We start from the raw sequence: 25,961 nt of genomic DNA, 5'->3' as shown, positions 1-25,961 counted from the left end.
TCAGCAGCCCCCGGCGGCCTTGTCGCCGCATTTGCTCCACCCGCCGCCGATCGCCTGCACCAGCGCGATCGCGGCGGTCTGCTGGTTGAGCACCGCCTGGATCTGCGACTGGCGCGCGCTGAGCGCGGTGGTCTGGGCGACGATCACCTCGGAATAGTCGATCAGGCCGGAGCGATACTGGTTGTTGGCGATCGCCTCCGCCTTCGTCGCGGCGTCGCTGGCGGCGGCGCGGCTCTGCGTCACGTCGGCGAGCGTGCGGGTGGCGGCGAGATTGTCCTCGACCTGCTGGAAGGCGGTGAGCGCCGTCTGGCGATAGTTGGCCACCGCCTCGTCATATTGCGCGCGCGCCTGAAGCACCTGCCCGTGCCGCGCGCCGAAATCGAGCAACGTCATCAGCCCGCTCAGCCCGAACGACCACAGGCTCGTCGCGGCGGAGAACAATTGCCGCACCGCGCCGCCGCTCGTCCCGGCGTTGCCGGTCAGCGTGACGTCGGGGAAATAGGCCGCGCGCTGGATGCCGATATTGGCGTTGGCCGCCGCCACCCGCCGCTCCGCCGCCGCGATGTCGGGCCGCCGCTCCAGCAGGGTGGAGGGCAGCACGCCCGGCACCGCCGGCACCATCGGCTTCCACTCGACCGGCGCGATCGCGAAGGTCGAGGGATTCTCGCCCGCCAGCACCGCGATGGCATGTTCCAGCACCGCGCGCTGCCGATCGAGATCCTGCCGCGAGGCGATCGCGTTCGATAGCGAGGTCTGCGCCTGATAGACGTCCGAATGCGCGATTGTGCCGGCCTTGTACTTGTTGGTGGTGATGGTCAGCGCGCGCTGATAATCCTTGATCGTCGCGTCGAGCAGCACGATCTGCGCGTCGATCCCGCGCAATTCGACATAATCGGTGGCAAGCTCGCCCTGCGCGGAAAGCGTGGCGTTGGCTAGATCGCCCGCGCTCGCCTGCGCGCTTGCCTTCGCCTGCGTCACGGCGTTGCCGAGCTTGCCCCACAGGTCCGGCTCCCAGCTTCCGCCGATGCTGAGCGCGAAGCGCGAGCCGGAGGTGGTGACGGTGCCGTTGCTGCCCGTGCCGACGCTGGACGCGGCGCCGCCGGAGAAGGCGCCGGAATGCTGCCCGCTGGCCGAGCCGGTGATCGTCGGGAAAAGCTGCGAGCGCTGCACCATCACCAGCGCGCGCGCCGCCTGATAGGCCGCGCGCGAGGCGGCGACATTCTGATTGGTGACATCCACCTTTCGCTCCAGCGCGTCGAGCGCCGGATCGCCGAACAAATTCCACCAGTCGCCGCGCGCCGCCGCGTCATCGGGTTTTGCCGCGCCCCAGCCCGGCTGCTCCTTGAACGAGGGCGGGATCGCCACGGTCGTCGGCGGGCGATAGGCCGGGGCCATGCTGCATCCGGCGAGCAGCAGGGCGGTGACGACGGGCAGGACGCGCTTCATGCGGAGGCTCCGGAAGAGGAAAGCGGCAGCTCGCCGCGGCGCGCCAGCATGCGCTCCTCCGCGCCGTGGCGGCGGCGGAAGCGATCGAGCGCGAGATAGACGACCGGGGTGGTGAGCAGGGTGATGAGCTGGCTGGCGACCAGCCCGCCGAAGATCGCGATGCCGAGCGGGCGGCGCAATTCCGCGCCGTCGCCGAAGCCGATCGCCAGCGGCAGCGCGCCTAGCGCGGCGGCCATCGTCGTCATCATGATCGGGCGGAAGCGCAGCAGCGACGCCTCTCGCACCGCCGCGACCGGGCTGAGCCCCTCGCCGCGTTCCGCCTCCAGCGCGAAATCGATGATCATGATCGCGTTCTTCTTCACGATCCCGATCAGCAGGATGATGCCGATCAGCGCGATCACGTCGAACTGGCCGCCGGTGGCGATCAGCGCGATCATCGCGCCGACCCCGGCGGAGGGAATAGTGGAGAGCGCGGTCAGCGGATGGATCGCGCTTTCATAGAGGATGCCGAGCACGATGTAGATCGCCAGCAGCGCGGCGAGGATCAGGATCGGCATCGAGCCGGTCGATTGCTTGAAGACCCGCGCGGTGCCGCCGAACTCGCCGTGGACGGTGGCGGGCAGCGCGAGGCTCGCCTGCACCTCAGAGATGAGCTGCGCCGCCTGGCCGAGCGACACGCCTTGCGGCAGGTTGAACGAGACGGTGGCGGAAGGCTCGCCGTCCGAATGGCTCACCGCCGCGTTGGTCGATCCGGTCGACCAGTGCGCGATCGCCGACAGCGGGGCCATCGTCCGCGCCGTCGTGCTCACCGCGTTGCCGGCGGCGACCGCCGAACCGCCCGATCCGGTGCCGCCGGTGCCGGCGCTCGGCGCGCCGCCGCCGGCATTGTCCGCCGCCGCCGCCTTGGCGGCGCTCGGCGGGGTGGTGACGCCGTTCGTCACATTGTTCGCCGGCGGGTTGAGCGGCAGCCAGATGTTGGCGAGCGAGGCGGGCGATCCGTTAAACTGCCGCGCCGCCTCCATCACGACATGATATTGGTTGAGGCCGGAATAGATGTTCGCCACCTGCCGCTGGCCGAATGCGTCATAGAGCGCCGCATCGACCGCCTGCATCGTCACGCCGAGCCGCGCGGCGGCGTCGCGATCGACCTCGACGAAGGCGTTGGCGCCGGCGTCCTGCTGGTCGATATCGACATCGGTGACGGTGTCGGGATGCTGCTTCAGCGCGTCGACCAGCTTCTGCCCCGCCGCCTTCAGCACATCGGGATCGTCGGCCTTCAGCACATATTGATAGGTGCTGTTGCTCTGCCGCCCGCCGACCATCAGGTCCTGCACCGGATTGAGGAACAGGCTGACCCCGCTGACCTTGGCCAGCTTCGGCCGCAGCCGCGCGATCACCGCCTGCACCGGCGGGCGCTGGCCGCGCGGCTTGAGCGTCGCGAACATGAAGCCGCCGCCCGCGCGCGACCCGCCGGTGAAGGCCACCACCGTCGCCACCGCCGGATCGCTCTTCACGATATACGTGATGCGGGTGAGCTTGTCCTGCATGTCGGTGAAGGAGATGCTCTGGTCGGCGCGCAGGCCGCCCATCAGGCCGCCGGTATCCTGCTGCGGGAAGAAGCCCTTGGGGGCGACCGCGATCAGGTAGATGTTGAGCGCCACCGTGCAGGCGAGCAGCAGCAGCACCGCGCCGCGATTGGCCAGCGCCCAGTCCAGCGCCTTCGTATAGCGCGCCTGCGCCCAGTCGAACCCGCGCCCCGCCGCGCGCATGATCCGCCCCTCGCTCTCCTCGCCCCGCAGCACGCGCGAGGCGAGCATCGGCGTGGTGGTGAGCGACACGACGAGGCTGATGAGCACCGCGATCGACATGGTGAGCGCGAATTCGCGGAACAGCCGCCCGACGATCCCGCCCATGAAGATCAGCGGCACGAACACCGCGATCAGGCTCAATGAGATCGACAGCACGGTGAAGCCCACCTCGCGCGCGCCGACCAGCGCGGCCTCGAACGGCTTCATCCCGGCCTCGACGTGGCGGCTGATATTCTCCACCACCACGATCGCATCGTCGACGACGAAGCCGGTCGCGACGGTCAGCGCCATCAGCGAGAGGTTGTCGAGGCTGAACCCCGCGAGATACATCGCGCCGACCGTGCCGAGCAGCGAGGCGACCACCGCCGCCGCCGGGATCAGCGTCGCGCGCCAGCTCCTGAGGAACAGGCTGACCACCAGCACCACCAGCAGCGTCGCGATCAGCAAAGTCACCTCCACCTCGCGCAGCGAGGCGCGGATCGTGAGGGTGCGGTCGCTCGCCACGTCGAGGTGGATGTCGGAGGGGACGGCGGCGCGCAGCGCCGGGAGCTGCGCCTTCAGCGAATCCACCACCTGCACGATGTTCGCGCCCGGCTGGCGGCTGATGATGACGGGCACGGCGCGCTTGCCGTTGAACAGGCCCATCGTGCGGATGTCTTCCGGCCCGTCCTCCACCCTGGCGATATCCGACAGCCGAACCCCCGCGCCGTTGCGCCACGCGATCACCGTGTCGCGATAGTCGGCGGCGTGCAGCCCCGGCTGGTTGGAATAGATCTGCCAGCTATAGCCGCGCGCGTCGAGGATGCCGCGCGGCCGGTTGGCGCTTTCGGATTGCAGCGCGGTGCGCACGTCCTCCAGCGCGATGCCATATTGCGACAGCGCCAGCGGGTTGACCTCGATCCGCACCGAGGGGAGCGCCGCGCCGCCAAGCTCGACATTGCCGACGCCCTGCACCTGGAGCAGCTTCTGCTGCACGACGGTCGATACCGCGTCGTAGATTTCGGACGGGCTACGCGTCGGCGAGGTGAGCGCGAGGATCAGCACCGGCGCCTCCGCCGGGTTGGCCTTGCGGTAGCTGGGGTTGGTGCGCAGCGTCGCGGGCAGGTCGGCGCGGCTGGCGTTGATCGCCGCCTGCACGTCGCGCGCCGCGCCGTCGATATCGCGCGACAGATCGAATTGCAGCACGATCGACGACGAGCCGACGCCCGAGCGCGAGGTCATCTCCGACACGCCGGCGATCGTGCCGAGATGGCGTTCCAGCGGCGCGGCGACGCTCGACGCCATGGTCGAGGGGCTGGCGCCGGGCAGGCTGGCCTGCACCATGATCGTGGGGAAATCGACCTGCGGCAGCGGCGCGACCGGCAACATGAAGAACGCCGCTGCGCCCGCCAGCATCAGCCCGATCGTCAGCAGAATCGTGCCGACCGGCCGCCGGATGAAGGGCGCGGAGAAGTTCACGCGATCCGCGCCTCGCCGCCGGCCGGGCGCCGCCGCACGCTCCACCCGCGCTCGCGCCATTCCTCCAGCCCGAGGAAGATCACCGGCGTGGTGAACAGGGTGAGCACCTGACTGAAGATCAGCCCGCCGGCGATGGCGATGCCGAGCGGCTGGCGCAGCTCATGCCCCATGCCGCCGCCGAAGATCAGCGGGATCGCGGCGAACAGGGCGGCGAAGGTGGTCATCATGATCGGCCGGAAACGCAGCAGCGCCGCCTGCCGGATCGCGTGATGCGCGTCGGCCCCCTCCTCGCGCATCGCGTCCAGCGCGAAGTCGATCATCATGATCGCGTTCTTTTTCACGATGCCGATGAGGAGGACGATGCCGATGATGCCGATCACGCCCAGCCCCAGCCCCGTCATCCACAGGAACAGCAATGCGCCGATCCCGGCGGAGGGCAGGGTGGAGAGGATCGTCACCGGATGGACGAAGCTCTCGTAGAGCACGCCCAGCACGATATAGACCACGACGATCGCGGCGAGGATCAGCCACAATTCGTTCGCCAGCGAGGATTTGAACGCGCTCGCCGCGCCGGTGAAGTTGGTCGAGATGGCGGGTGGCACGCCGATCGACTTCTCCGCGCGCTCGATCGCCGACACCGCGCTGCCCAGCGACACGCCCGGCGCGAGATCGAAGCCGATCGTCGCCGCCGGGAATTGCGCCTCGCGCGCGACGACCAGCGGCGCGTCGGTGGTGCGGATCGTCGCGACGGCGGAGAGCGGCACGTTCGTCCCGCCCGCCAGCGGGATGCGCAGATCGCCCAGCGCCTGCGGATCGGTGACGCTGCCCGGCTGCGCCTCGAGGATCACGCGGTTCTGGCTCGACTGGGTGTAGATGGTCGAGACGATGCGCTGGCCGAAGGCGTCGTAGAGCGCATTGTCGATCGCGAGCGCGCTGAGGCCGAGCCGCCCGGCGGTGTCGCGGTTGATGTCCACCACCACCGCGCGGCCGCCCGCCAGCACGTCCGAGGTGACGTTGCTAAGATGGCGGTCCTTCATCAGCGCTGCGGCGAGCTTCGCGCCCCATTCGTCCACCTGCCCCTCGTCCGCACCCTGCAACGAGAAGCGATAGGCGTTGACCCCGGTGGAGGTGTCGATCGTCAGATCCTGCACCGGGCGGAAATAGGCGCGCATCCCCGGCACCTTGCCCGCCGCCCGTTCCAGCCCGGCGAGCACCTCGCCGAGATTGCCGCGCTGGCCCTCCGGCTTGAGGTTGACGATCATGCGGCCCTGCGAGAGCGTGGCGTTCTGCCCGTCCACGCCGATCGCCGAGCTGAGGCTCGCCACCGAAGGATCGGCGAGCAGCGCCTGCGCCATCTGCTGTTGCAGGCCGGCCATGCGGGTGTAGCCGATGTCCTGCGAGGCGGTGGTCGTCACCGCGATCTGGCCAGTGTCCTGCTCGGGGAACAGGTTCTTGGGGATGACGTAGAACAGGATGGCGGTGACGACGAGCGTGCCGGCGAACACCAGCAAGGTCAGCGTCCGGCGCAGCATCACCCAGTCCAGCGCGCGGGCATATTGCTGCGCGACGCGATCAAACCAGCCCTGCGTCATCTCGGAGATGCGATAGCGCCGCTCGTCATGCTCCGCGCGCAGCCAGCGCGCCGAGAGCATCGGCACGAGCGTCAGCGCGACCACGGCGGAGAGCAGGATCGTCACCGCCAGCGTCACCGCGAACTCGCGGAACAGCCGGCCGACCACGTCGCCCATGAACAACAGCGGGATCAGCACCGCGATCAGGCTGACCGTCAGCGAGATGATCGTGAAGCCGATCTCGCTCGCGCCCCTCAGCGCCGCCTCGAACGGGCGCATCCCCTCCTCGATATGGCGGGAGATGTTCTCCAGCACCACGATCGCGTCGTCGACCACGAATCCGCTCGCGATGGTCAGCGACATGAGCGTCAGATTGTTGATCGAGAAGCCCATGAAATACATCGCCGCGAACGCGCCGACGAGCGACAGCGGCACCGAGATGCTGGCGATCACCGTCGCGCGCAGCGAGCCGAGGAACAGGAAGATCACCAGCGTCACCAGCGCGACCGCCAGCACCAGCTCGAACTTCACGTCCGACACCGAGGCGCGGATGCCGGCGGTGCGGTCGGTCAGCACCGTCACATGCACGTCGGCGGGAAGCTGCGCCTCCAGATCGGGCAGCGATGCCTTGATCGCATCGACCGTGCCGATGACGTTGGCGCCCGGCTGGCGCTGCACGTCGATCACCACCGCCGGCTGGCCGTTCATCCACGAGCCGAGCCGCACGTTCTCGGTCGATTGCACCACGTCCGCGACGTCGGACAGCCGGATCGGCGCGCCGTTGGCGAAGGCGATGACGAGGTTGCGGTAGCTCGCCACGTCGGCGAGCTGGTCGTTGGCGTCGATCGTCCAGCTCTTGGTCGGGCCGTCGAAGCTGCCCTTGGCGGCGTTGGCGTTGGCGTTGCCGATCGCGGTGCGGATCGTCTCCAGCGACAGGCCGCGCGCGGCGAGCGCGGCGACGTTCGCCTGGATGCGCACCGCCGGCCGTTGCCCGCCCGACATGGAGACGAGGCCGACGCCCGAGACCTGCGCGATCTTGTTCGAGAACTGCCGCTCGACGATCCCCTGCACCTCGCCCAGCGGGCGCGTCTCCGACGTGACGCCGAGCGAGATGATCGGCGCGTCGGCCGGATTGACCTTGGCGTAGATCGGCGGCGCGGGCAGGTCGCTCGGCAGCAGCGTGTTCGCCGCGTTGATCGCCGCCTGCACCTCCTGCTCCGCGACGTCGAGCGACAGGTCGAGCCGGAATTGCAGCGTGATGACCGAGGCGCCCGACGAGGAGGCGGAGGTCATCCGCGTCAGCCCCGGCATCTGGCCGAACTGGCGCTCCAGCGGCGAGGTGACGGTCAGCGCCATCACGTCCGGGCTGGCGCCGGGATAGAGCGTGGAAACCTGGATCGTCGGATAGTCCACCTCCGGCAGCGCGGAGAGCGGCAGCGAGCGATAGGCGACGAGGCCGGCGAGCAGGATCGCCACCATCAGCAAGGTCGTCGCCACCGGGCGCAGGATGAACGCGCGCGACGGCCCGCCGGGCTGCGGCGGGGGTGGCGGCGGCGCGGCGGACGCGGCCGTGTCGGTCATCCCGCCTGGTTGCCCTGGCCGCGATGACGGCGGCCCTGGCCGCCGGCCGCGCCACTCCTGCCTCCCTTGCCGCTTGCGCCCGGACCGCCCTTGTCGCCCGGCAGGCGCACGGCGGAGCCGTCCTCAAGCCCGTCGGCGCCCTCGATCACCACCGTCGCGCCGGCCGCGAGGCCGGAGGTGATCGCGACCTGTCCGTTGGCGCTCGGGCCGATCTTCACCGGCGTCAGCTTCACCGTGCGATCGCCTCGCAGCACGAACACGAAATCGCCCGGCGCGCCGTGGCGCACCGCGCTGACCGGCACGGTGACGACATTGTGGAGCGTGTTGGTCAACATCGAGACGTTGACGAACTGGCTCGGGAACAGCGCGTTGCCCTTGTTGTCGAACCGCGCCTTGGCCTTCACCGTGCCGGTGGTGGTGTCGACCTGGTTGTCGAAGGTCAGGAAGCGCCCGGTGGCGATCGCATTATTGTCGTCCTGATCGCGCGCCTGCACCGGCAGCCCGCTGCCCGCCCCCGCCGCATGGCCGATCGCGGAAAGCTGCGCCTGCGGCAGCGAGAAGGCGACGTCGATCGGATCGAGCTGCGTCACCACGACGATGCCGTTGGTGTCCGAGGGGGTGAGGTAATTGCCGATATCGACCTGACGGATGCCGGCGCGCCCGGTGACGGGCGCCTTCACCGAGGTATAGGTGAGGTTGAGCTGCGCCGAGCCGATCGCCGCCTTGTCCGCCGCGACGGTGCCGGTGAGCTGGCGGACGGTGGCGCGCTGCGTATCGACCTGCTGGCTGGCGATCGAATCCTGCTTGAGCAGCGTCTCGTAGCGGTTGAGGTCGACCTGCGCGGCGGCGAGCTGCGCCTCGTCGCGCGCCAGATTGGCCTTCGCCTGCGCCAGCGCCAGCTCATAGGGGCGCGGATCGATCTGCGCCAGCACCTGCCCCTCGCGCACCATCTGGCCGTCCTTGAAGAACAGCTTGAACAGGGTGCCGGCGAGCTGGGCGCGCACCGTCGCGGTGACGATCGGCTGGACGGTGCCGAGCGCGGTGACGCTGACCGGTATGTCGCGCGGCGTCGCCTTGCCCACCGCGACCGCCGCCGGAGGACGGCCGCCGCCGCGGTTGCCGCCGCTCCTGGCGATGCGGTTCGCGCCGAACGCGATCAGCGCGAACACCACGACGATCGCCGCGACGATCTTCCACGGGCGGCGACGGGCGGGCGGTTCACCGGCGGGGGCGGAAGAAGCAGGGAGCGGATCGTGATCGTCGGTCATGCGTTCCTTCGTCCTGTTCTTCGATGCCGATCGGGATGTCGCACGAACACCCGCTGTCGCCTTTTGTGCCTTTACCTTTCCTGATCCTTACGTTGGGGCGGTGTCGTCAAGCCGCAATTCGTCGATCACGTCGCGAAAAGCGCGGCCGGTGGGAGAAAGCGCCGTCGCGTGGATCAGCCACAGCCGGCTGGCGATCGGCGCGTCGAGCCGGCGGTAGATCACATTCTCCAGATGCAGCCGCTCCAGCGACCGCGCGAGGACCGTCGCGCCGAACCCGGCCGCGACCAGCCCGAGCAGGGTGGCGAAGCTGCCCGCCTCATGCGCGACGTCCGGCTCGAACCCCGCCTCGCGGCACATGGCGAAGAAATGCTCGTTGAACCCGGCACCGAGCGGCGCGGCGTAGAGCACCATCGGCACGCCGGCGAAATCGGCGATGGCGGGATCGGCGGCGCGATCCGCCAGCGCGTGTCCGGCGCGCATCGCGACCACCATGTCCTCCTCGATGATGCAGCGGGCATGGACATCGGGCAGCGGCGCCGGCGGGGCGACGCCGCGCACCAGCGCGATGTCCAGCCCGCCGCGCCGCAATTCCTCGATCTGCTCGTCGCGGCCCAGCTCGCGCAGCGTCAGCGCCACCTCGGGATGCGTCTCGCGGAAGCGGTAGAGCGCGGAGGCGATCAGCGGCACGAACGGGCCGGACGAGGTGAAGCCGACACGCAGCCGCCCCAGCTCGCCGCGCCGCGCGAGCCGCGCCGTCTCGATCGCATGCTCCGCCTGCGTCAGCGTCTGCCGCGCCTCCGGCACGAACAGCTCGCCCGCCTCGGTCAGCCGCACGCGCCGGCTGGTGCGGTCGAACAGCCGCACGCCCAGCTCGTCCTCCAGCGAGCGGATCTGCTGGCTGAGCGGCGGCTGGGAGATGCCGAGCCGCTGCGCCGCGCGGCCGAAGTGCATCTCCTCGGCCACGCACAGGAAATAACGCAGGTGGCGAAGGTCCACGAATCAAGTCTCTTTTGATATCAATCGAGCCATATTATATATTAGACGCGACCCGACCAAGGGCGCATTGGCGCGCTTCCGCAATGGGTTGCCGGCGGCACCCCGTTGCGCAGGCGAATAACCGCGCCGCTTGTCCGGGAAGGCAGGCGCGACGGTTCGCCGGCTTCTTCGGGAGAGGTGGGTGATTCACGGCCCGGCGGCATCCAGCCGCCAGCGGCGCAGGTGAGGGTATTGGATGATCGGTATCGTCAGGATCGCGCTCACCCGGCCGCTGACATTCATCGTCATGGCCATATTGATCGCGATCATCGGCGTCATGTCGGCGATGCGCACCCCGGTGGATATGTTCCCCGAAATCCGCATCCCGGTGGTCGCGATCGCCTGGACCTATGCCGGTTTGCCGCCGGAGGACATGTCCAACCGCATCGTCACCAATTTCGAGCGTTCGCTGACCACCACGGTCAACGATATCGAACATATCGAAAGCCAGTCGCTGCCGGGCATCGGCGTGGTGAAGGTCTATTTCCAGCCCGGCGCCGATATCCGCATCGCGACGGCGCAGGTAACCTCGATCTCGCAGACGCTGCTGAAACAGCTTCCCCCCGGCACCAATCCGCCGCTGATCCTGAACTACAGCGCCTCGACCGTGCCGATCCTGCAGCTCGCGCTGTCGGGCAAGGGCCTGTCCGAACAGGAATTGTTCGACATGGGCCAGAACCAGATCCGCCCGCAGCTGGTGACGGTGCACGGCCTCGCCATGCCCTATCCTTCCGGCGGCAAGCAGCGGCAGGTGCAGATCGATCTCGATCCGCTCGCGCTCCAGTCCAAGGGACTGTCGGCGCAGGACGTGAGCAACGCGGTGGCCGCGCAGAACCAGATCAACCCGGCCGGCTTCGTCAAGATCGGGCCGACGCAATATAGCGTCCAGCTCAACAACGCGCCCAGCTCGATCGCGGCGCTCAACGACCTGCCGGTGAAGGTGGTCAACGGCGCGACCATCTACATGCGCGACGTGGCGCACGTGCGCGACGGCAACGGCCCGCAGACCAACGTCGTCCACGTCGAGGGGCGGCGCTCGGTGCTGCTCACCATCCTCAAGAACGGCACGACCTCCACGCTCGCCATCATCGACGGCGCCAAGCACGCGCTGCCGCGCATCGCCGCGACCTTGCCCGACACGCTCAAGATCCTGCCGATCGGCGACCAGTCGCTGTTCGTGAAGGGCGCGGTGAAGGGCGTGATCCAGGAAGGCGCGATCGCCGCCGCGCTGACCAGCCTGATGATCCTGCTGTTCCTCGGCTCGTGGCGCTCGACCGTCATCATCGCCACCTCGATCCCGCTGGCGATCCTGGCGGCGCTGGCGGCGCTGGCGGCGTTCGGGCAGACGCTCAACGTGATGACGCTGGGCGGCCTCGCGCTCGCGGTCGGCATCCTCGTCGACGACGCGACGGTGACGATCGAGAACATCAACTGGCATCTCGAGCAGGGCAAGGGCGTGACGGAGGCGATCCTCGACGGCGCGGCGCAGATCGTGACGCCGGCGTTCGTCTCGCTGCTGTGCATCTGCATCGTGTTCGTGCCGATGTTCTTCCTGCCGGGCGTGGCGGGGTTCCTGTTCGTGCCGATGGCGCTGTCGGTGGTGTTCTCGATGATCGCCTCGTTCGTGCTGTCGCGCACGCTCGTCCCGACGATGGCGATGTTCCTGCTGAAGCCGCACCGGCCGGGCGAGGACGCGCACGCCGCCGGCAGCGCCACATCGCACAACCCGCTCGTCCGCTTCCAGCGCGGGTTCGAGCGCCGCTTCGAGCAGACGCGCGCCGCTTACGGCGGGATGCTGGAACGGACGCTGGGCGCGCGCAAGCCGTTCCTGATCGGCTTCATGGCCGTGGTGCTGGTGTCGTTCGGGCTGTTGCCGTGGCTGGGCAGCAACTTCTTCCCCAGCGTCGATTCCGGGCAGATCGCGATGCACGTCCGCGTGCCGATGGGAACGCGGATCGAGGACACCGCCGCGCGCTTCGACCATATCACCCGCGCGGTGCGCGAACTGATCCCGGCCGATCAGCTCGGCTCGATCGCGGACAATATCGGCCTGCCGGTCAGCTCGCTCAACACCGTCTACAGCAACAGCGGCACGATCGGCCCGCAGGACGGCGACATGATGATCACGCTGAAGGAGCATCATCGCCCGACCGACGAGGTCGTCGCCACGCTGCGCCGCGAGCTGCCGCGCCGCTTCCCCGGCACGACCTTCGCCTTCCTGCCCGCCGACATCACCAGCCAGATCCTGAACTTCGGCGCGCCGGCGCCGATCGACGTGCAGATTTCCGGCAAGGACGCCACCGCCAATCGCGCCTATGCCGCCAGGCTGCTGGCCAAGATGACGGCGATCCCCGGCCTGGTCGACGCGCGCATCCAGCAGCCCGGCCGCTCGCCACAGCTCGACGTCGACGTCGACCGCTCGCGCATCGGCCAGTACGGGCTGAGCGAGCGCGACGTGACGAACAGCCTGTCGGCATCGCTCGCCGGCACCGCGCAGTCATCGCCGGTGTTCTTCGTCGATCCCAAGACCGGCGTTTCCTATCCGGTGATCGCGCAGGCGCCGGAATATCTCATCGGATCGATCAGCGATCTCAGCAACGTGCCGATCTCCGGCGCGGCGGGCAGCGGGGTGCAGCCGCTCGGCGGGCTGGCGGAAATCCGCCGCTCGAACGCGCTGCCGGTCGTCTCGCATCGTGACATCCAGCCGGTCATCGACATCTACGCCTCGCCGCAGGGGCGCGATCTCGGCGCGGTCGCGGGGGATGTGCACCGCGCGATCAAGTCGCTCGAAAAGGAAGTGCCGAAGGGCGCGACCGTCACGGTGCGCGGGCAATATGCGACGATGAACACCGCCTTCTCCGGGCTCGCCTTCGGGCTTATCGGAGCGGTCGTGCTGATCTACCTGCTGATCGTCGTGAATTTCCAGAGCTGGCTCGATCCGTTCGTCATCATCACCGCGCTGCCCGCCGCGCTGGCCGGTATCGTCTGGATGCTGTTCATCACCGGCACCACCCTTTCGGTGCCGGCGCTGACCGGCGCGATCATGTGCATGGGCGTGGCGACCGCGAACTCGATCCTCGTCGTCAGCTTCGCGCGCGAGCGGCTCGCGGTGCTGGGCGACGCCACCCGCGCCGCGCTGGAGGCCGGCATGGTCCGCTTCCGCCCGGTGCTGATGACCGCGCTCGCCATGATCATCGGCATGGCGCCGATGGCGCTCGGCCTGGGCGATGGCGGCGAGCAGAACGCCCCGCTTGGCCGCGCGGTGATCGGCGGGCTGATCTGCGCCACCATCGCCACGCTGTTCTTCGTCCCCACCGTCTTCGCGCTCGCCCACCGCAAGCGCGATACCGCCGCCGCGCGGCAACCAACCGTCGAGATGCACCCCGCCCATGGCTGACATGTCCGATACGCCCCCGCCGGCCGCCGCCGGCCCCAGCCCGCGCACGCTGAAGCGCGTCGGCATCGCCGCCGGCATCGCCGCGATCGCCATCGCGGCCGCAGGCATCGCCACCCGCATCAACGCCAACGGCGACCTGAAACAGGCCGCGGCGGAGGCGGCGGTCCCCACCGTCGCGGTCGTCCATCCGGCCAGCGGCGGCGCGGGCGACGCGCTCGTCCTGCCCGGCAACGTGCAGGCGCTGAACAGCGCGGCGATCTACGCGCGCACCAACGGCTATGTCCGGCGCTGGCTGGCCGACATCGGCGACCACGTCCACACCGGCCAGCCGCTCGCGATCCTCGATGCGCCGGAGATCGACCAGCAGCTCGCGCAGGCAACCGCCGATTACCAGACCGCGCTCGCCAACCAGAAGCTCGCCGCCACCACCGCGCAACGCTGGTCGACGATGCTGGCGAAGGACGCGGTGTCGCGGCAGGAGGCGGACGAGAAGGCCGGCGACCTTGCCGCCAAATCCGCGCTCGCCAATGCCGCGCTCGCCAATGTCCGGCGGCTGCGCGCGTTGCAGGGCTTCACCCACCTCTACGCGCCGTTCAACGGCGTGGTGACGAGCCGCTCGGCGCAGATCGGCCAGCTCGTCGTCGCCGGCAACGCCGCCTCGCAGCCGCTGTTCACCGTCTCCGACGCCAGCCGCGTGCGCGTGTACGTGCGCGTGCCGCAGGGCGCATCCGCCGAGGTGCATCCGGGAATGACCGCGACGCTCTCGCTGCCCGAATATCCGCGCCGCACCTTCCCCGCGACGATGACGCGCAGCGCGCAGGCGGTGGACGAGAAGGCCGGCGCGGTGCTGATCGAGTTGCAGGCGCCCAACCCCGACGGCGCGCTGAAGCCCGGCGCCTTCGCGCAGGTGTCGTTCAGCACCGGCGCGGGCGGCGGCAACACGCTGAACCTGCCGGGCAGCACGATCATCTACACCAACGACGGCCCGAGCGTCGCGGTGGTCGACGCGCGCGGCCGCGTGACGGTGAAGCCGGTGACGATCGCGCGCGACGAGGGCAAGACGGTCGCCGTCTCGCGGGGCGTCACCCTCGCCGACCGGGTGGTGGACAGCCCGCCGGACGCGATCCGCAGCGGCGATCAGGTGCGCGTGCGGGCCGCGTCGAATGCCGACTGAGCGCCGCCGCCACGCCGGCGCGGCCGCCTTCCTGCTGCTGGCGCTCGCCGGCTGCTCGATGGCGCCCGCCTATCGCCCGCCGGTGATCGCGGCTCCGGCCGCCTATAAGGAAATCCCCGGCTGGACCACAGCGACCCCTGCGGACACCGCGCCGCGCGGCGACTGGTGGGCGGCGTTCGACGATCCGGTGCTGAACGATCTGGAGCGGCGTGCCGCGCAGGCCAGCCCGACGCTCGCCGCCGCGCTGGCGCGCTACGACGCGGCGCGCGCGACGGCGCGGGCGAGCGCGGCCGACCTTTTGCCGGAGATCGGCGCCAGCGGACAGGCGGGGCGACAGCGCGCCTCCGCCAACCGGCCACTGGGCAGCGGCAACGCGGCGACCTATGACAATTATGTCGTCGGCGCGTCGCTGGATTACGAGATCGACCTGTGGGGCCGCGTTCGCAACAGCGTGGCGGCGGCGCGCGCCGATGCGGCGGCCAGCGCGGGCGACCTCGCCTCGGCGCGGCTCAGCCTGCAGGCGGCGGTGGCCGACGCCTATGCGCGGCTGCGCGGACTGGACACGGAGGCGGATCTGCTGCGACGCTCGGTCGCGGCGTTCACCCGCGCCTATGACCTCACCGCGACGCGGCACGACGGCGGCATCGCCTCGGGCGTCGACGTCAACCGGGCGCGCACCGTGCTGGCCAACGCGCGCGCGCAGATTTCGGCGGTCGCCAACGAGCGCGCCGCGACCGAGCATGAGATCGCCGCGCTGGTCGGCGCGGTCGCCTCCGATTTCGCGATCGCGCCGCGCATCCAGCAGCCCGGCACGCTCTCGGTTCCCGCCTCCGCGCCTTCCACGCTGCTTCAGCGCCGGCCGGATATCGCGGCGGCCGAGCGGCGGATGTTCGGCGCCAATGCGCGGATCGGCGTGGCGCGCGCGGCGTGGTTCCCGTCGCTCTCGCTCGGCCTTGCCGGCGGATGGCAGACGACCGGCCCGTCATTGCTCTCCACCCCCAGCAGCTTCTGGGGGCTGGGGCCGCTCTCGGCGGTCGCGACGCTGTTCGACGGCGGGCGGCGCGCGGCGGAGGTGAAGCTGTCGCGCGCGCAATATGACGAGGCGGCGGCGGGCTATCGCGACACCGTGCTCGGCGCGTTCCGGCAGGTGGAGGACGCGCTCGCCGCGACCCGTCACCTCGCGACGCAGGCGGTCGAGCAGCGCGACGCCGCCACCGCCGCGCAGCGCACCAGCGATCTCGCGCTGACCCGCTATCACGACGGCGCGGCGGATTATCTGGAGGTCGTCACCGCGCAGACCGAGGCGCTCGATTCCGAACGCGCACTGATCGCGGTGGAAACCGGCCGGATGCGCGCCAGCATCGCGCTGGTGAAGGCGCTGGGCGGCGCGCCGGCCGCCTGACGCCAGCCCGCGTCAGGGTTTCGGCGTCGCCGGCGCCGGGGTCTGGTCCATCTCCCAGCCGCCACCGAGCGCGAGGAACAATTGCGCCTGCGTGTCCGCCACCCCGGCCTGCGCGGCGGCGAGCGACGCTTCGGCATTGGCGAGCGTCGCCTGCGCGCTGAGCAAGTCGAGGAAATCACCGCGCCCGAAACGGAACAATTTGTCCGCCTGCGCCGTGGCGGTCGCCGCGCTGTCTCGCGCGCGTTGCAGCGCCGCCACCTGATCGCGGCCGCGCGCATAAGCGGCAAGCGCCGTCTCCACGTCGCGCAGCGCGCCGAGCACCGTGCCGTCGAACGTCGCCAGCGCGGCATCGGCGGCGGCCCCGGCCTGCGCGATCTGCGCGCGGACGACCCGGCGGTTGGGGAAGCTCCAGCTCAGCAGCGGCCCGAGGCTGAAGTTGAAGTCCTCATGCTCGCCCAGTCCCTTGAGCGGCCCGGTATAGCCGATCGATCCGCCGATGCTCACCTCAGGATAAAGGCTGGCGGTGGCGACGCCGATCCGCGCGGTGGCGGCGGCGAGCCGGCGCTCGGCCGCGCGGACGTCCGGGCGGCGGCGGAGCAGGGCGGCGCCGTCGCCCACCGGCAGCGGACCGGCGATCGCGGGCAGCGCGGCGCACCCCTCGACATTGCGCGGATAGTCGGCCGGTGGCTTCCCGGCCAGCGTCGCGAGCTGATAGAGCGCGGCCTGACGCGCGGCGAGCAACGGCGGCACCAGCGCCTCGCTCTGCTCCACCGCCGCGCGGGCGCGGGTGGTGTCGAATGCCGTGCCGCGCCCGCCCTTCTCCAGCCGGCGCGTGGCGTCATAGGTCTGCCGCTGGATATGGATCACGCGCCGTGCAGCCGCGATGCGCAGGTTTGCGGCACAGGCGGCGAGATAGGCGCGCGTCGCGGTCGCGGCGACCGTCACCCGCACCTGATCGCGCACCGCCGCGACCGCCCCGGCATCGGCGCGCGACGCCTCGATCGCGCGGCGGATGCGGCCGGCGAGGTCGAGCGGCAGCGCACCGCCGATCGTCGCGCTATAGGTCATCTCGCCGGTGGCCGGCAGCTCGGTGCCATAGGGGCGGGCCAGCGCCACTCCGGCGTCGACCGAGGTCTGCACCGTGCGCCCGGCGAGCGCCTGATCGACCACCGCCGTCGCCGCGCGCAGGTTCGCGTCGGCGGCGCGCAGGTCGGTGTTCGCCGCCAGCGCCCCCGCCACCAGCGCGTCGAGCGTTGCGTCGCGATAGAGCCGCCACCAGTGATCGGGGAGCGGCGCGTCGGCAAAGCCGCCGCCCTTCGCCGCGTCGAACTTCCCCTGCGCGCCCGGCGTATTGACGGTCGCGCGTTCCGGCACATGATAGTCCGGCCCGGCGACGCAGCCCGCGAGCAGCGCGGCGAGCGCGAGCGGCGCTCGCCTCACTTCCCGCCCCCGTCATGCGGGACGATCGTCACCGTCGCGGTGCGCCCCGAGACGAGCCGCAGGTCGGCCGGCACCTTGTCCAGCTTGATCCGCACCGGGATGCGCTGCGCGAGCCGCACCCAGTTGAAGGTCGGGTTCACGTTGGGGAGCAGGTTGCCGGTATTGGTCCGCTCGCTGTCGCTGATCCCGGCGGCGATGCTCTCGACATGGCCCTCGACCACGCGGCCATCGCCCATCAGCCGGATATGCGCCTTGTCGCCGATGCGGATGCTGCCGAGCTTGGTCTCCTCGAAATAGGCCTCGACGCGCAGCGAATCACGATCGACCAGCGCCATCGCCTGCTGCCCCGCCGCGACATAATCGCCAGGGTGGAGATCGAGGTTGGTGACGGTGCCCGCCACCGACGCCTTGATATTGGTGCGCGACAGGTTGAGCCGCGCCGCGTCCGCCTGCGCCTCGGCCTGCGCCAGCGTGGCCTGGGCGGTGGCGACGCGCGCGACATTCTGCTCATGCGCCTCCGCCGCGACGAGGTCGCCGAGCGCGAGGTCGCGCTTCGCCTCGCGCCGCGCCTGCCCCAGGGTGGCGCGGGCGGACTGGATCGCGGCATTGGCCTGCTCCAGCGCGAGCGCGTAGCGCGGGCGATCGACCACGAACAGCAGGTCGCCGGGGTTGACCTGCTGGTTGTCGCGCACGTCCACCTCGGTCACCAGCCCACCGACGTCGGGCGTCACGCGCACCACGTCGGCGCGCACGCGGCCGTCGCGGGTCCACGGATCGACCTCGTACCTGCGCCACAGCCAGACCGCGACGAGCACCGCGATCGCGACCAGCACCAGGGTCGCGACGGTTCGGCCGAGCGGAGCGAGATAGCGGTTCATGGCAGGGGAGCGTCCGATGCGAAAAGGAGAACGAGTGCGCCTAGCACGATGAAGAACAGCGCCAGATCGACCAGCGGGCGATAGGCGATCAGGCGATAGGCGCCGATCGCGCCCAACATCCGCGTCAGCAACGCGGTGAGGAGCAGCGCCGCTATCCCCAGCACCAGCAGGCCGGGCATATAGACGCCGGCGATATCGACCTCGCCGTTCACGCCGCCGCCTCCGCGCGATAAGCGGGCGCCTCGGGGAACAGGTTGCGGCGCAGGCCGGTCAGCGCCAGCACCGCGCTTCGCCGGATGCCGCCGTCCCCGTCATGCGAAAAGGCCTGCATCGCCCGGTCGATCCCCTCCAGCAGCGCGGGATCGTCGGGAGGTGCCCGGTCGAGCCGCCGCGCCGCATAATAGCGCCCCACGCCATGCAGGACGGGGGTGATCAACTCCTCCGCCGGCCCGCCCGCGTCAAGCCGCAGGTCGCGCAGATGGCCGACCGTGACGCCGACGCGCAGGTCCTGCAACGCATCCAGCATCGGGCGGCCGGGGTCTTCCCCCATCGCCGCCAGCCGGGGGGCGAGCAGCCCGATCCGGTCGAGCATCTTGCTCACCCAGCCGGTGACATCGGAGCGGCCGGGCAGGTTGCTGCGCCGCGCGAGATCGCGCCAGCCGGCGCGGATGATGCGCGCCGCGCTGCGATCCGCGCCGACCACCTGGAACAGCCCCACCGTCACCACGGCGAAGCCGGTGCCGACGATCTGCGCCAGCGATCCGTTGGCGAAGGCGGCGAAATCGGCGGCGTAGCGATCGTTCAGCCCGACGATGTTGAAGAAGCCCATCACCGTGCCGGTGGCGATCAGCGAGACGCGCGGGTTGGTCAGGAACACGCCGATCATCAGCGACACCGGCGCCAGCACCGCGACCAGCGTGACGAAATCGGTGACGCGCGGCATGATCGCGAAGGCGTAGATCGCCGCCAGCACCACGCCGATGAGCGTGCCCCACAGGAACGACAGGATCATCGGGCGCGGATCGTCGCTCGCGCCGAACAAGGCGCAGGCGACGCCGGCGATCAGCACCGCGCCCGCGCCGTCCGCCCAGCCGGTGCCGATCCAGAAGATGCTGCCGAGCACCACCGTGGCGATCGCGCCGAGCGCCGAGCGCAGCGCGGCAGCGCGGTCGCGATGGAAGGCGCGGCGCGAGCTTTGCGCCAGCGCCGCCGCCGCCACCGGGCTGATCGAGCGCCGGCCCGGCGCGCGCATCTGCTCACGCAGGTCGCGCACCGCGCGATGCGCCGACACGAGGTCCGCCAGCCGCGCGGCGAGGCTGAGCAGCAGCGCGTCGCGCCATTCGAGCGGCGCGGCGGCATCCGGCTCCAGCGCGCGCGCGTCGGCGATCAGCGCATCGGTCACCGCCGCACGCGTGTCGACGTCGAGCGGCGGCATCGCGAGCCAGTCGCGGATGCGCGCGACCAGCGCCTCGGCGGCGGGCGGCAGCGCGTCCAGCGCGCGCAATTGCGTGATGCGATCCTCCACCGCGCTGGCCAGCGGCAGGATCAGCGACAATTGATCCTGGAACGCGCGCACCGTGCGCACGCGCGGCGGCAGGCGCGCGGTATCGAACGGCAGATGGATGGAAAGCTGGTGCAGCTCGTTGATGTCCAGCGCCACGCGCCGCCGGTCTCGGTCGAGCGCCTCGCCGCCCGCCTCGCCGAGCGCGTCGCGCGTCCACCGCTCGACGTCGGCGAGAATCGTCTCGATCCGGACGAGCAATTGCCGCGTCACCGTCTGCGGCAGGATCAGCGCCTGCGCGAGGCTGCCGCAGACGATGCCGAGCGAAATCTCCTCCACGCGCAACAGCGCGGTGGTGAAGATCGCGCCGGGCGCCTCGACGCTGGGGAAGCCGATGATGCTCGCGGTATAGCCGGCGAGCAGGAATACGTAGCTGCGCGGCGTGCGGTCCTGCAACGAGACGTAGAGGCACAGGCCGAGCCACAGCGCCAGCGCCAGCGTGAGCAGTTCCGGCGCATTGACGAGGTTCGGCACCAGCGCCACCGCCGCCACCGCGCCGAGCAACGTGCCGCCCAGCCGGAACACCGCCTTCGACACCGCCGCGCCGGCCAGCGGCTGCGCGACGATATAGGCGGTGGCTACCGCCCAATAGGGCCGCGTCAGCCCGATGCGCAGCGCGATCCAATAGGCCAGCATCGCCCCGAGGAAGCATTTGGCCGAAAAGAGCGCGGCATCGACGCCCCAACGCTGGATCAAGACGCAGCCCCCGTCATGGCGAAGACGGCGGCCACGATTTCGCAATCCACGGCCAAACGCAACCTCGAAAGAAAATGACAGCATCACTGTCTCATCGCGCGCGCTAGCCGAAACCCCCGGCCCGTGCGAACGCTCTTTTTGCACCGCAACATGCAAAAAGCGAACGGAGCCGCGAGGCGATCGCTTGCGCGACGGCACGCGAAGGCGCACCCCTGCGACCATGCCCGTGACGGGCGATTCCATGTCGAGGATATGCTTGATGGCCCATCGTTTTCTATTCGCATCGGCCCTGCTCGCCGGTGTCGCCGGCCTTGCCGCGCCGGCTTTGACGCAGACGCGCGCCAATCCCTTCGCCGCGCCCAGCACCCTGCCGTTCCAGGCGCCGCGCTTCGACCTGATCAAGGACGGCGACTATCAGCCGGCGTTCGACACGGCGATGCGGCAGCAGCTCGCCGAGGTGGCGAGGATCGCGAACGATCCCGCCGCGCCGACCTTCGACAATACGATCGCGGCGCTCGAACGCTCCGGCCGGATGCTGGAACGCGTCAGCCTCGCCTTCTTCGGCGTGGTGCAGGCCAATACCAACGACACGCTGGACAAGGTGCAGGCGGCGGTGGCGCCCAAATTGTCGCAGCATCAGGACGCGATCAACCTCGATCCCAAACTGTTCGCGCGCGTCAAGACGCTATGGGACAAGCGCGCCGCGCTCAACCTGACGCCCGAGCAGGCGCAGGTGCTGAAGGTTTATTATGACGGCTTCGTCCATGCCGGCGCGCAGCTTTCCGCCGCCGACCAGACGAAGCTGAGAGCGCTCAACACCCAACTCGCCAGCCTCGAGACGAGCTTCCAGCAGAAGCTGCTCGCCGCCGCCAAGGCCGGCGCCCTGGTGGTGGGCGACAAGGCGAAGCTCGCCGGGCTGGACGAGGGCAAGATCGCCGCCGCCGCCTCGGCCGCGAAGGATCGCAAGCTCGACGGCAAATGGGTCATCCCGCTCCAGAACACCACGCAGCAGCCCGATCTTGAGGACATGACCGATCGCGCGACGCGCGAGGCGCTGTTCGACAGCGGCTGGACCCGCGCCGAAAAGGGCGACGCCAACGACACGCGCGCGACGATCGTGCAGATCGCGCAACTCCGCGCGGATAAGGCCAGGCTGCTCGGCTATCCCAATTGGGCGGCCTATACGCTCTATGACCAGATGGCGAAGACGCCGGAGGCCGCGTCCGGCTTCATGCGCGAGCTGGCCGCCGCCACCGCGCCTGAGCAGAAGCGCGAGGCCGCCGAGCTTCAGGCGCAGATCGACGCCACCGGCGGCAAGTTCCAGCTCAAGCCGTGGGACTGGGATCGCTATGCCGCGCAGGTGCGCAAGGCGAAATACGATCTCGACCAGAATGAGGTGAAGCCCTATTTCGAGCTGAAGACGGTGCTGGAGCAGGGCGTGTTCTTCGCCGCCAACCAGCTTTACGGCGTGACCTTCAAGGAACGCCACGACATCCCGGTCTATCAGCCCGACGTGATGGTCTATACCGTCTATGACAAGGACGGGTCGGAACTCGGCCTGATGTATTTCGACTATTTCAAGCGCGACAATAAAAGCGGCGGCGCGTGGATGTCGAACTTCGTCAACCAGTCGAAGCTGCTCGGCACGAAGCCGGTGGTCTACAACGTCGCCAATTTCACCAAGCCCGCCGCCGGCCAGCCCGCGCTGATCAGCTCGGACGACGTGACGACGATGTTCCATGAATTCGGCCACGCGCTGCACGGCCTGTTCGCCGATCAGACCTATCCGGCGGTGTCCGGCACCAACGTCGCGCGCGATTTCGTCGAATTCCCCTCGCAGTTCAACGAGCATTGGGCGTGGGACCCGAAGGTGCTGGCGCATTACGCCAAGGACTATCGCACCGGCACGCCGATCCCCGCGGCGCTGGTCGACAAGATCCGGAAGGCGGCGAAGTTCAACCAGGGCTATGCGCTGGGCGAGGTGATCGCCGCCGCGATGCTCGACATGGACTGGCATTCGCTGCCGGCCGGCGCGCCGAAACAGGATGTCGATGCGTTCGAGGCCAAATCGCTCGCCGCGACCGGGCTGGACGTGACCGACGTGCCGCCGCGCTATCGCAGCAGCTATTTCCTGCACATCTGGTCGAACGGCTATTCGGCCGGATATTATGCCTATCTATGGACGCAGATGCTGGAGCATGACGCCTATCACTGGTTCATGGACCACGGCGGCATGACCCGCGAGAACGGCCAGCGCTTCCGCGACATGATCCTGAGCAAGGGGCATACCGAGGATTACGGCCCGATGTTCCGCGCCTTCTACGGCAAGGACCCCGATGTCGGCCCGATGCTGGAGGAGCACGGCCTGACGGCACCGGCCAAGTGAAACAAAGGCCCCTCCCCGTGATGGGGAGGGGTTTGCGGGACCTTACTTCGCCAGCCCCGCCGCGCCGATGACGGTCGCCAGGCTCATTGTCATGTAGCGCACCGTATCCTCGCGATCGAGCTTCAGCCGCTCGTCGGGCGAGTGGGCGCGCTCCGTGGCGAAGCCGGAACCGATCGTGATCGCCGGAATGCCCAGACTCATCGGCAGGTTGGCGTCGGTCGAGCTGCTCTCCAGCTCGGGCTTGCCGCCGCCGACCGCGATCGCGGCATAAGCGGTGCGCACCAGCGGATCGTCGTCGGCGGTATGGCCGACCGGGCGGTCGCCGATCGGCTTCGCCTCGTAGCTGATCTTGCCGCGCGCGGTGGAGCGGGCGGCATTCTCGCGCTCGACCGCGCCGGGCAGGATCGAATGGAGATAGGCGTCCGCCTTGGCCAGTTCATCCTTGTCGACCGAGCGCATGTCGACGGTCATCGCCGTCTCGAACGGGATCGAATTGACCGAGGTGCCGCCCTCGACCAGGCCGACATTATAGGTGGTGCGCGGCTTCTCCGGCACCTTCATCTTGCCGAATTCGACGATCGCGTCGCCCATCGCATAGGCCGGGTTGACCAGCCCGAACGCGCCATAGCTGTGCCCGCCCGGCCCTTTGAACGCCACCCTGTAGCGCTTCGATCCGACGCCGCCGTTGGTCACGCGGTCGCGGCCCGGCTCGACCGAGATGAACCGCGCGATCCGGCCCTTGTATTTGCCCTTGTTGAACAGGTGCCGCATCCCGCGCAGATCGCCCGGCCCTTCCTCGCCGACGTCACCCATGAACAATATGTCGCTCTTCGTGCGGATGCCCGCCTTGTCGAGCGCGCGGATGAAGGCGAGCAGCACTGGCAGGCTGCACGTATCGTCGCCCACGCCGGGCGCGTAGAGATAATCGCCCTCGCGCCGCACCTTGGTCGACAGCCCCTCGGGGAAAACCGTGTCGAGATGCGCCGCGACCACCAGCAGCGGGCCGCCACCGGTGCCCTTGCGCAGGCCCATCACATTGCCTTCCTCGTCCATCTCCACGTCCTGAAGGCCGGCGGCGCGCAGCATCTCCATATAGGCGGCGGCGCGCTTGGCTTCCTTGAACGGCGGTGCCGGAATCTCGGTGAGCGTGACGATCTCGCTGACGATCCGGTCGTAATCCGCCGCGAGCGACTTGCGCGCCACGTCGAACGGCCGGCTGGCATAGAGCGCGCGCATCGCGCCCTCGGCATTGTCAGCCGGCTTCGCGACGGCGGGCGTCGCGAGCAGCGGCAAAGCGGCGGCGGAAACGGCAAGCTGGAAGCGGTTCATCTGATCCCCTCTTTTTCTATGCGGACAGGTCTAGCCTATTTCGCCGCGGCGGAAAGTCTAACGATCCCCACGCCTTTCTCGATCACGATCTTCGTGCCGAACGGCGCCGAGAGCCGCGCGAGGCGCTCGAGGATGCGCGCGCCGACCGTCGCGTCGGCAAGGCGCGGCGTGCCGCGTCCCGCGCCCTGCTCGTTCACCCCGAGGTCGATCGGATAGAGGCGGATCTCCGCGATCCTGCCATCGACGAAGCGGCTTTCCGCGATCACCGATTCGTAGAGGTTGGGATCGCCGAACACCGCCGAGCCGCGCGCCTGGAGGAACTCGGGCGCCGTCACCTTCGCCGGATCGACGCCGAACTGCTCGTACATGTCGGCCGGCAGGTGATCGAGCGAGTTGTTCATCATCGCGAAGTTGCCGAGCGAATAGAAGATCGGCTTGCCCTTGTAGATCTCGATCCCGCGAAGCTGGTGCGGGCCGTGCGTGATGAAGGCGTCCACCCCCTCGTCGATCGCGCGGTGCGCGAAATCGACGGTGAAGGCGGGGGGTTGTTGCACCGCCTCGCTCGGCTCGTGGTTGTGGAAGGAGAAGATGACGAAATTGCCGTTCTGCTTCGCCTGACGGATCGAGCGGAGGTTGGCCGCCTCGTCTCTCGCATTGGCGTCATATTCGATCGTCAGCGGCTGCTGCGGCGCGGGCGTGGCGCGATAGACGCGCTCGCCGAGCTTCACCGCCGCGCCGGGCCTGGTGCCCGCCAGCTTCGCCAGTACCGAAAGATCGGCATCGGAGACCAGCCCCACCTCCTGCGTGCGGATCACATTGGCGCCCGGCCGCCCCGGCACCATGCCGAGCGGATCGGCGGCGGGCGTCATCGGCGTGAAGGTCGAGGTGGCGGAAACCAGCCCGATCCGGCCGAGCGGCGCGTCGAAATAGCGCGGCGCGCGCGCCTCCGCCATGGTGCGCCCGGTGCCGGCATGGACCAGCTTCGCCGCGTCGAGCCGCTCGATCGTCTCCAGCATCCCTTCCGCGCCCCAATCGGTCGGGTGGTTGTTGGCGGTGCCGACGATGTCGAAGCCCATCGACACGAGATCGTCGACGATCTTCGGATCGCCCAGCATCCAGGTGCCGCCGGATTCGGCCTGCGGCGCGCCCTTGAAGGTGGGAAGATCGAAGACGACCTCCTCGAAATTGCCGAAGGTCACGTCGGCGCGCCGCAGGATGCGGATCATCTCCGGCGAGCGCCTCTCCATTGTCGCCAGCATCGGGCGCAGGTAGATCAGGTCGCCCACCGCCGTGAGCGTGAACTGGCCGGCCAGCGGCGCGCTCGGCACCGGCGTGATGGTGAGTTGGTCGCGCTCGCCTGCCATCGCGGGCATCGCCAGCCCGGCCAGCGCCGCCGCCAGCACGACGCGCGAGCCAGCGATCCATCCCAAACGCCGTGCCGCCATTTCTTTCTCCCGTATCCGCTACGTCGCGCAAGAGTCGCGACCCTGTTACGGGAAGGCTATCTAGGCCGGATCGCTGTCACCAACCT

The 25,961-nt window shown here is 69.6% G+C and carries 15 protein-coding genes; 4 read left to right on the top strand and 11 right to left on the bottom strand.

Annotated elements, in window-relative coordinates; translation table 11 throughout:
• The 5 genes from F9288_RS06780 to F9288_RS06760 form a co-directional block, all read right to left on the bottom strand.
• Positions 1 to 1,446: an efflux transporter outer membrane subunit gene (locus tag F9288_RS06780; protein WP_174835922.1), complete on the bottom strand. Its 1,446-nt coding sequence runs from the start codon at positions 1,444 to 1,446 to the stop codon at positions 1 to 3.
• On the bottom strand, positions 1,443 to 4,712 hold the full coding sequence (locus F9288_RS06775; protein WP_254621108.1) for an efflux RND transporter permease subunit: 3,270 nt from the start codon (positions 4,710 to 4,712) through the stop codon (positions 1,443 to 1,445). Before F9288_RS06775 ends, F9288_RS06780 begins: the two co-directional genes overlap by 4 nt.
• Positions 4,709 to 7,864, bottom strand: a complete 3,156-nt coding sequence (locus F9288_RS06770) for an efflux RND transporter permease subunit (RefSeq protein ID WP_174835920.1) — start codon at positions 7,862 to 7,864, stop codon at positions 4,709 to 4,711. The genes F9288_RS06775 and F9288_RS06770 overlap by 4 nt, the downstream gene beginning before the upstream one ends.
• A complete protein-coding gene (locus tag F9288_RS06765) occupies positions 7,861 to 9,132 on the bottom strand; it encodes an efflux RND transporter periplasmic adaptor subunit (RefSeq protein WP_174835919.1) in 1,272 nt (423 codons plus the stop codon). Before F9288_RS06765 ends, F9288_RS06770 begins: the two co-directional genes overlap by 4 nt.
• A gap of 87 nt (positions 9,133 to 9,219) precedes the next feature.
• Positions 9,220 to 10,128, bottom strand: coding sequence for a LysR substrate-binding domain-containing protein (locus F9288_RS06760; RefSeq protein WP_174835918.1), 909 nt, complete (start codon positions 10,126 to 10,128; stop codon positions 9,220 to 9,222).
• A gap of 235 nt (positions 10,129 to 10,363) precedes the next feature.
• On the opposite strand from F9288_RS06760, the gene F9288_RS06755 reads away from it, so the two are divergent.
• The 3 genes from F9288_RS06755 to F9288_RS06745 are packed head-to-tail and all read left to right on the top strand — an operon-like array spanning position 10,364 to position 16,140.
• Positions 10,364 to 13,564, top strand: a complete 3,201-nt coding sequence (locus F9288_RS06755) for an efflux RND transporter permease subunit (RefSeq protein WP_174835917.1) — start codon at positions 10,364 to 10,366, stop codon at positions 13,562 to 13,564.
• The gene (locus F9288_RS06750) at positions 13,557 to 14,738 is read left to right on the top strand and encodes an efflux RND transporter periplasmic adaptor subunit (RefSeq protein ID WP_174835916.1); all 1,182 of its coding nucleotides are present in this window, start codon (positions 13,557 to 13,559) and stop codon (positions 14,736 to 14,738) included. The genes F9288_RS06755 and F9288_RS06750 overlap by 8 nt, the downstream gene beginning before the upstream one ends.
• Complete coding sequence (locus F9288_RS06745) at positions 14,728 to 16,140, top strand: efflux transporter outer membrane subunit (RefSeq protein ID WP_174835915.1); 1,413 nt, start codon at positions 14,728 to 14,730, stop codon at positions 16,138 to 16,140. The genes F9288_RS06750 and F9288_RS06745 overlap by 11 nt, the downstream gene beginning before the upstream one ends.
• 12 nt (positions 16,141 to 16,152) lie before the next feature.
• Here the strand turns inward: F9288_RS06745 and F9288_RS06740 are convergent, their stop codons facing one another.
• Genes F9288_RS06740 through F9288_RS06725 form a run of 4 tightly spaced genes read right to left on the bottom strand, consistent with a single transcriptional unit; the run spans position 16,153 to position 20,715 of the window.
• Positions 16,153 to 17,580: a TolC family protein gene (locus tag F9288_RS06740; RefSeq protein ID WP_174835914.1), complete on the bottom strand. Its 1,428-nt coding sequence runs from the start codon at positions 17,578 to 17,580 to the stop codon at positions 16,153 to 16,155.
• A complete protein-coding gene (locus F9288_RS06735) occupies positions 17,577 to 18,458 on the bottom strand; it encodes an HlyD family secretion protein (protein WP_174835913.1) in 882 nt (293 codons plus the stop codon). The genes F9288_RS06740 and F9288_RS06735 overlap by 4 nt, the downstream gene beginning before the upstream one ends.
• On the bottom strand, positions 18,455 to 18,670 hold the full coding sequence (locus tag F9288_RS06730; RefSeq protein WP_174835912.1) for a DUF1656 domain-containing protein: 216 nt from the start codon (positions 18,668 to 18,670) through the stop codon (positions 18,455 to 18,457). Before F9288_RS06730 ends, F9288_RS06735 begins: the two co-directional genes overlap by 4 nt.
• The gene (locus tag F9288_RS06725) at positions 18,667 to 20,715 is read right to left on the bottom strand and encodes an FUSC family protein (protein WP_302675320.1); all 2,049 of its coding nucleotides are present in this window, start codon (positions 20,713 to 20,715) and stop codon (positions 18,667 to 18,669) included. The genes F9288_RS06730 and F9288_RS06725 overlap by 4 nt, the downstream gene beginning before the upstream one ends.
• A gap of 259 nt (positions 20,716 to 20,974) precedes the next feature.
• On the opposite strand from F9288_RS06725, the gene F9288_RS06720 reads away from it, so the two are divergent.
• Complete coding sequence (locus F9288_RS06720) at positions 20,975 to 23,101, top strand: M3 family metallopeptidase (protein ID WP_217482598.1); 2,127 nt, start codon at positions 20,975 to 20,977, stop codon at positions 23,099 to 23,101.
• A 42-nt stretch (positions 23,102 to 23,143) separates the two neighbouring features.
• On the opposite strand, the gene F9288_RS06715 is transcribed toward F9288_RS06720, so the two are convergent.
• Positions 23,144 to 24,430: a M20/M25/M40 family metallo-hydrolase gene (locus tag F9288_RS06715; protein ID WP_174835909.1), complete on the bottom strand. Its 1,287-nt coding sequence runs from the start codon at positions 24,428 to 24,430 to the stop codon at positions 23,144 to 23,146.
• Between the two features lie 35 nt (positions 24,431 to 24,465).
• Complete coding sequence (locus tag F9288_RS06710) at positions 24,466 to 25,875, bottom strand: CapA family protein (RefSeq protein WP_174835908.1); 1,410 nt, start codon at positions 25,873 to 25,875, stop codon at positions 24,466 to 24,468.
• Between the last annotated feature and the right edge of the window lie 86 nt (positions 25,876 to 25,961).

The sequence above is a fragment of the Sphingomonas sp. CL5.1 genome, from assembly GCF_013344685.1.
In the GTDB taxonomy this organism is placed as follows: Bacteria; Pseudomonadota; Alphaproteobacteria; order Sphingomonadales; family Sphingomonadaceae; genus Sphingomonas.
Note: the sequence above shows the minus strand (reverse complement) of the source record. Positions and strands in the feature narration are given on the sequence as shown.

What these genes read in the sequence shown, in the direction of transcription:
- F9288_RS06780 (WP_174835922.1), bottom strand. Translation starts at nt 1,446, where the DNA reads ATGAAGCGCGTCCTGCCCGTCGTCACCGCCCTGCTGCTCGCCGGATGC.
- F9288_RS06750 (WP_174835916.1), top strand. Translation starts at nt 13,557, where the DNA reads ATGGCTGACATGTCCGATACGCCCCCGCCGGCCGCCGCCGGCCCCAGC.
- F9288_RS06765 (WP_174835919.1), bottom strand. Translation starts at nt 9,132, where the DNA reads ATGACCGACGATCACGATCCGCTCCCTGCTTCTTCCGCCCCCGCCGGT.
- F9288_RS06710 (WP_174835908.1), bottom strand. Translation starts at nt 25,875, where the DNA reads ATGGCGGCACGGCGTTTGGGATGGATCGCTGGCTCGCGCGTCGTGCTG.
- F9288_RS06720 (WP_217482598.1), top strand. Translation starts at nt 20,975, where the DNA reads ATGGCCCATCGTTTTCTATTCGCATCGGCCCTGCTCGCCGGTGTCGCC.
- F9288_RS06770 (WP_174835920.1), bottom strand. Translation starts at nt 7,864, where the DNA reads ATGACCGACACGGCCGCGTCCGCCGCGCCGCCGCCACCCCCGCCGCAG.
- F9288_RS06745 (WP_174835915.1), top strand. Translation starts at nt 14,728, where the DNA reads ATGCCGACTGAGCGCCGCCGCCACGCCGGCGCGGCCGCCTTCCTGCTG.
- F9288_RS06755 (WP_174835917.1), top strand. Translation starts at nt 10,364, where the DNA reads ATGATCGGTATCGTCAGGATCGCGCTCACCCGGCCGCTGACATTCATC.
- F9288_RS06735 (WP_174835913.1), bottom strand. Translation starts at nt 18,458, where the DNA reads ATGAACCGCTATCTCGCTCCGCTCGGCCGAACCGTCGCGACCCTGGTG.
- F9288_RS06715 (WP_174835909.1), bottom strand. Translation starts at nt 24,430, where the DNA reads ATGAACCGCTTCCAGCTTGCCGTTTCCGCCGCCGCTTTGCCGCTGCTC.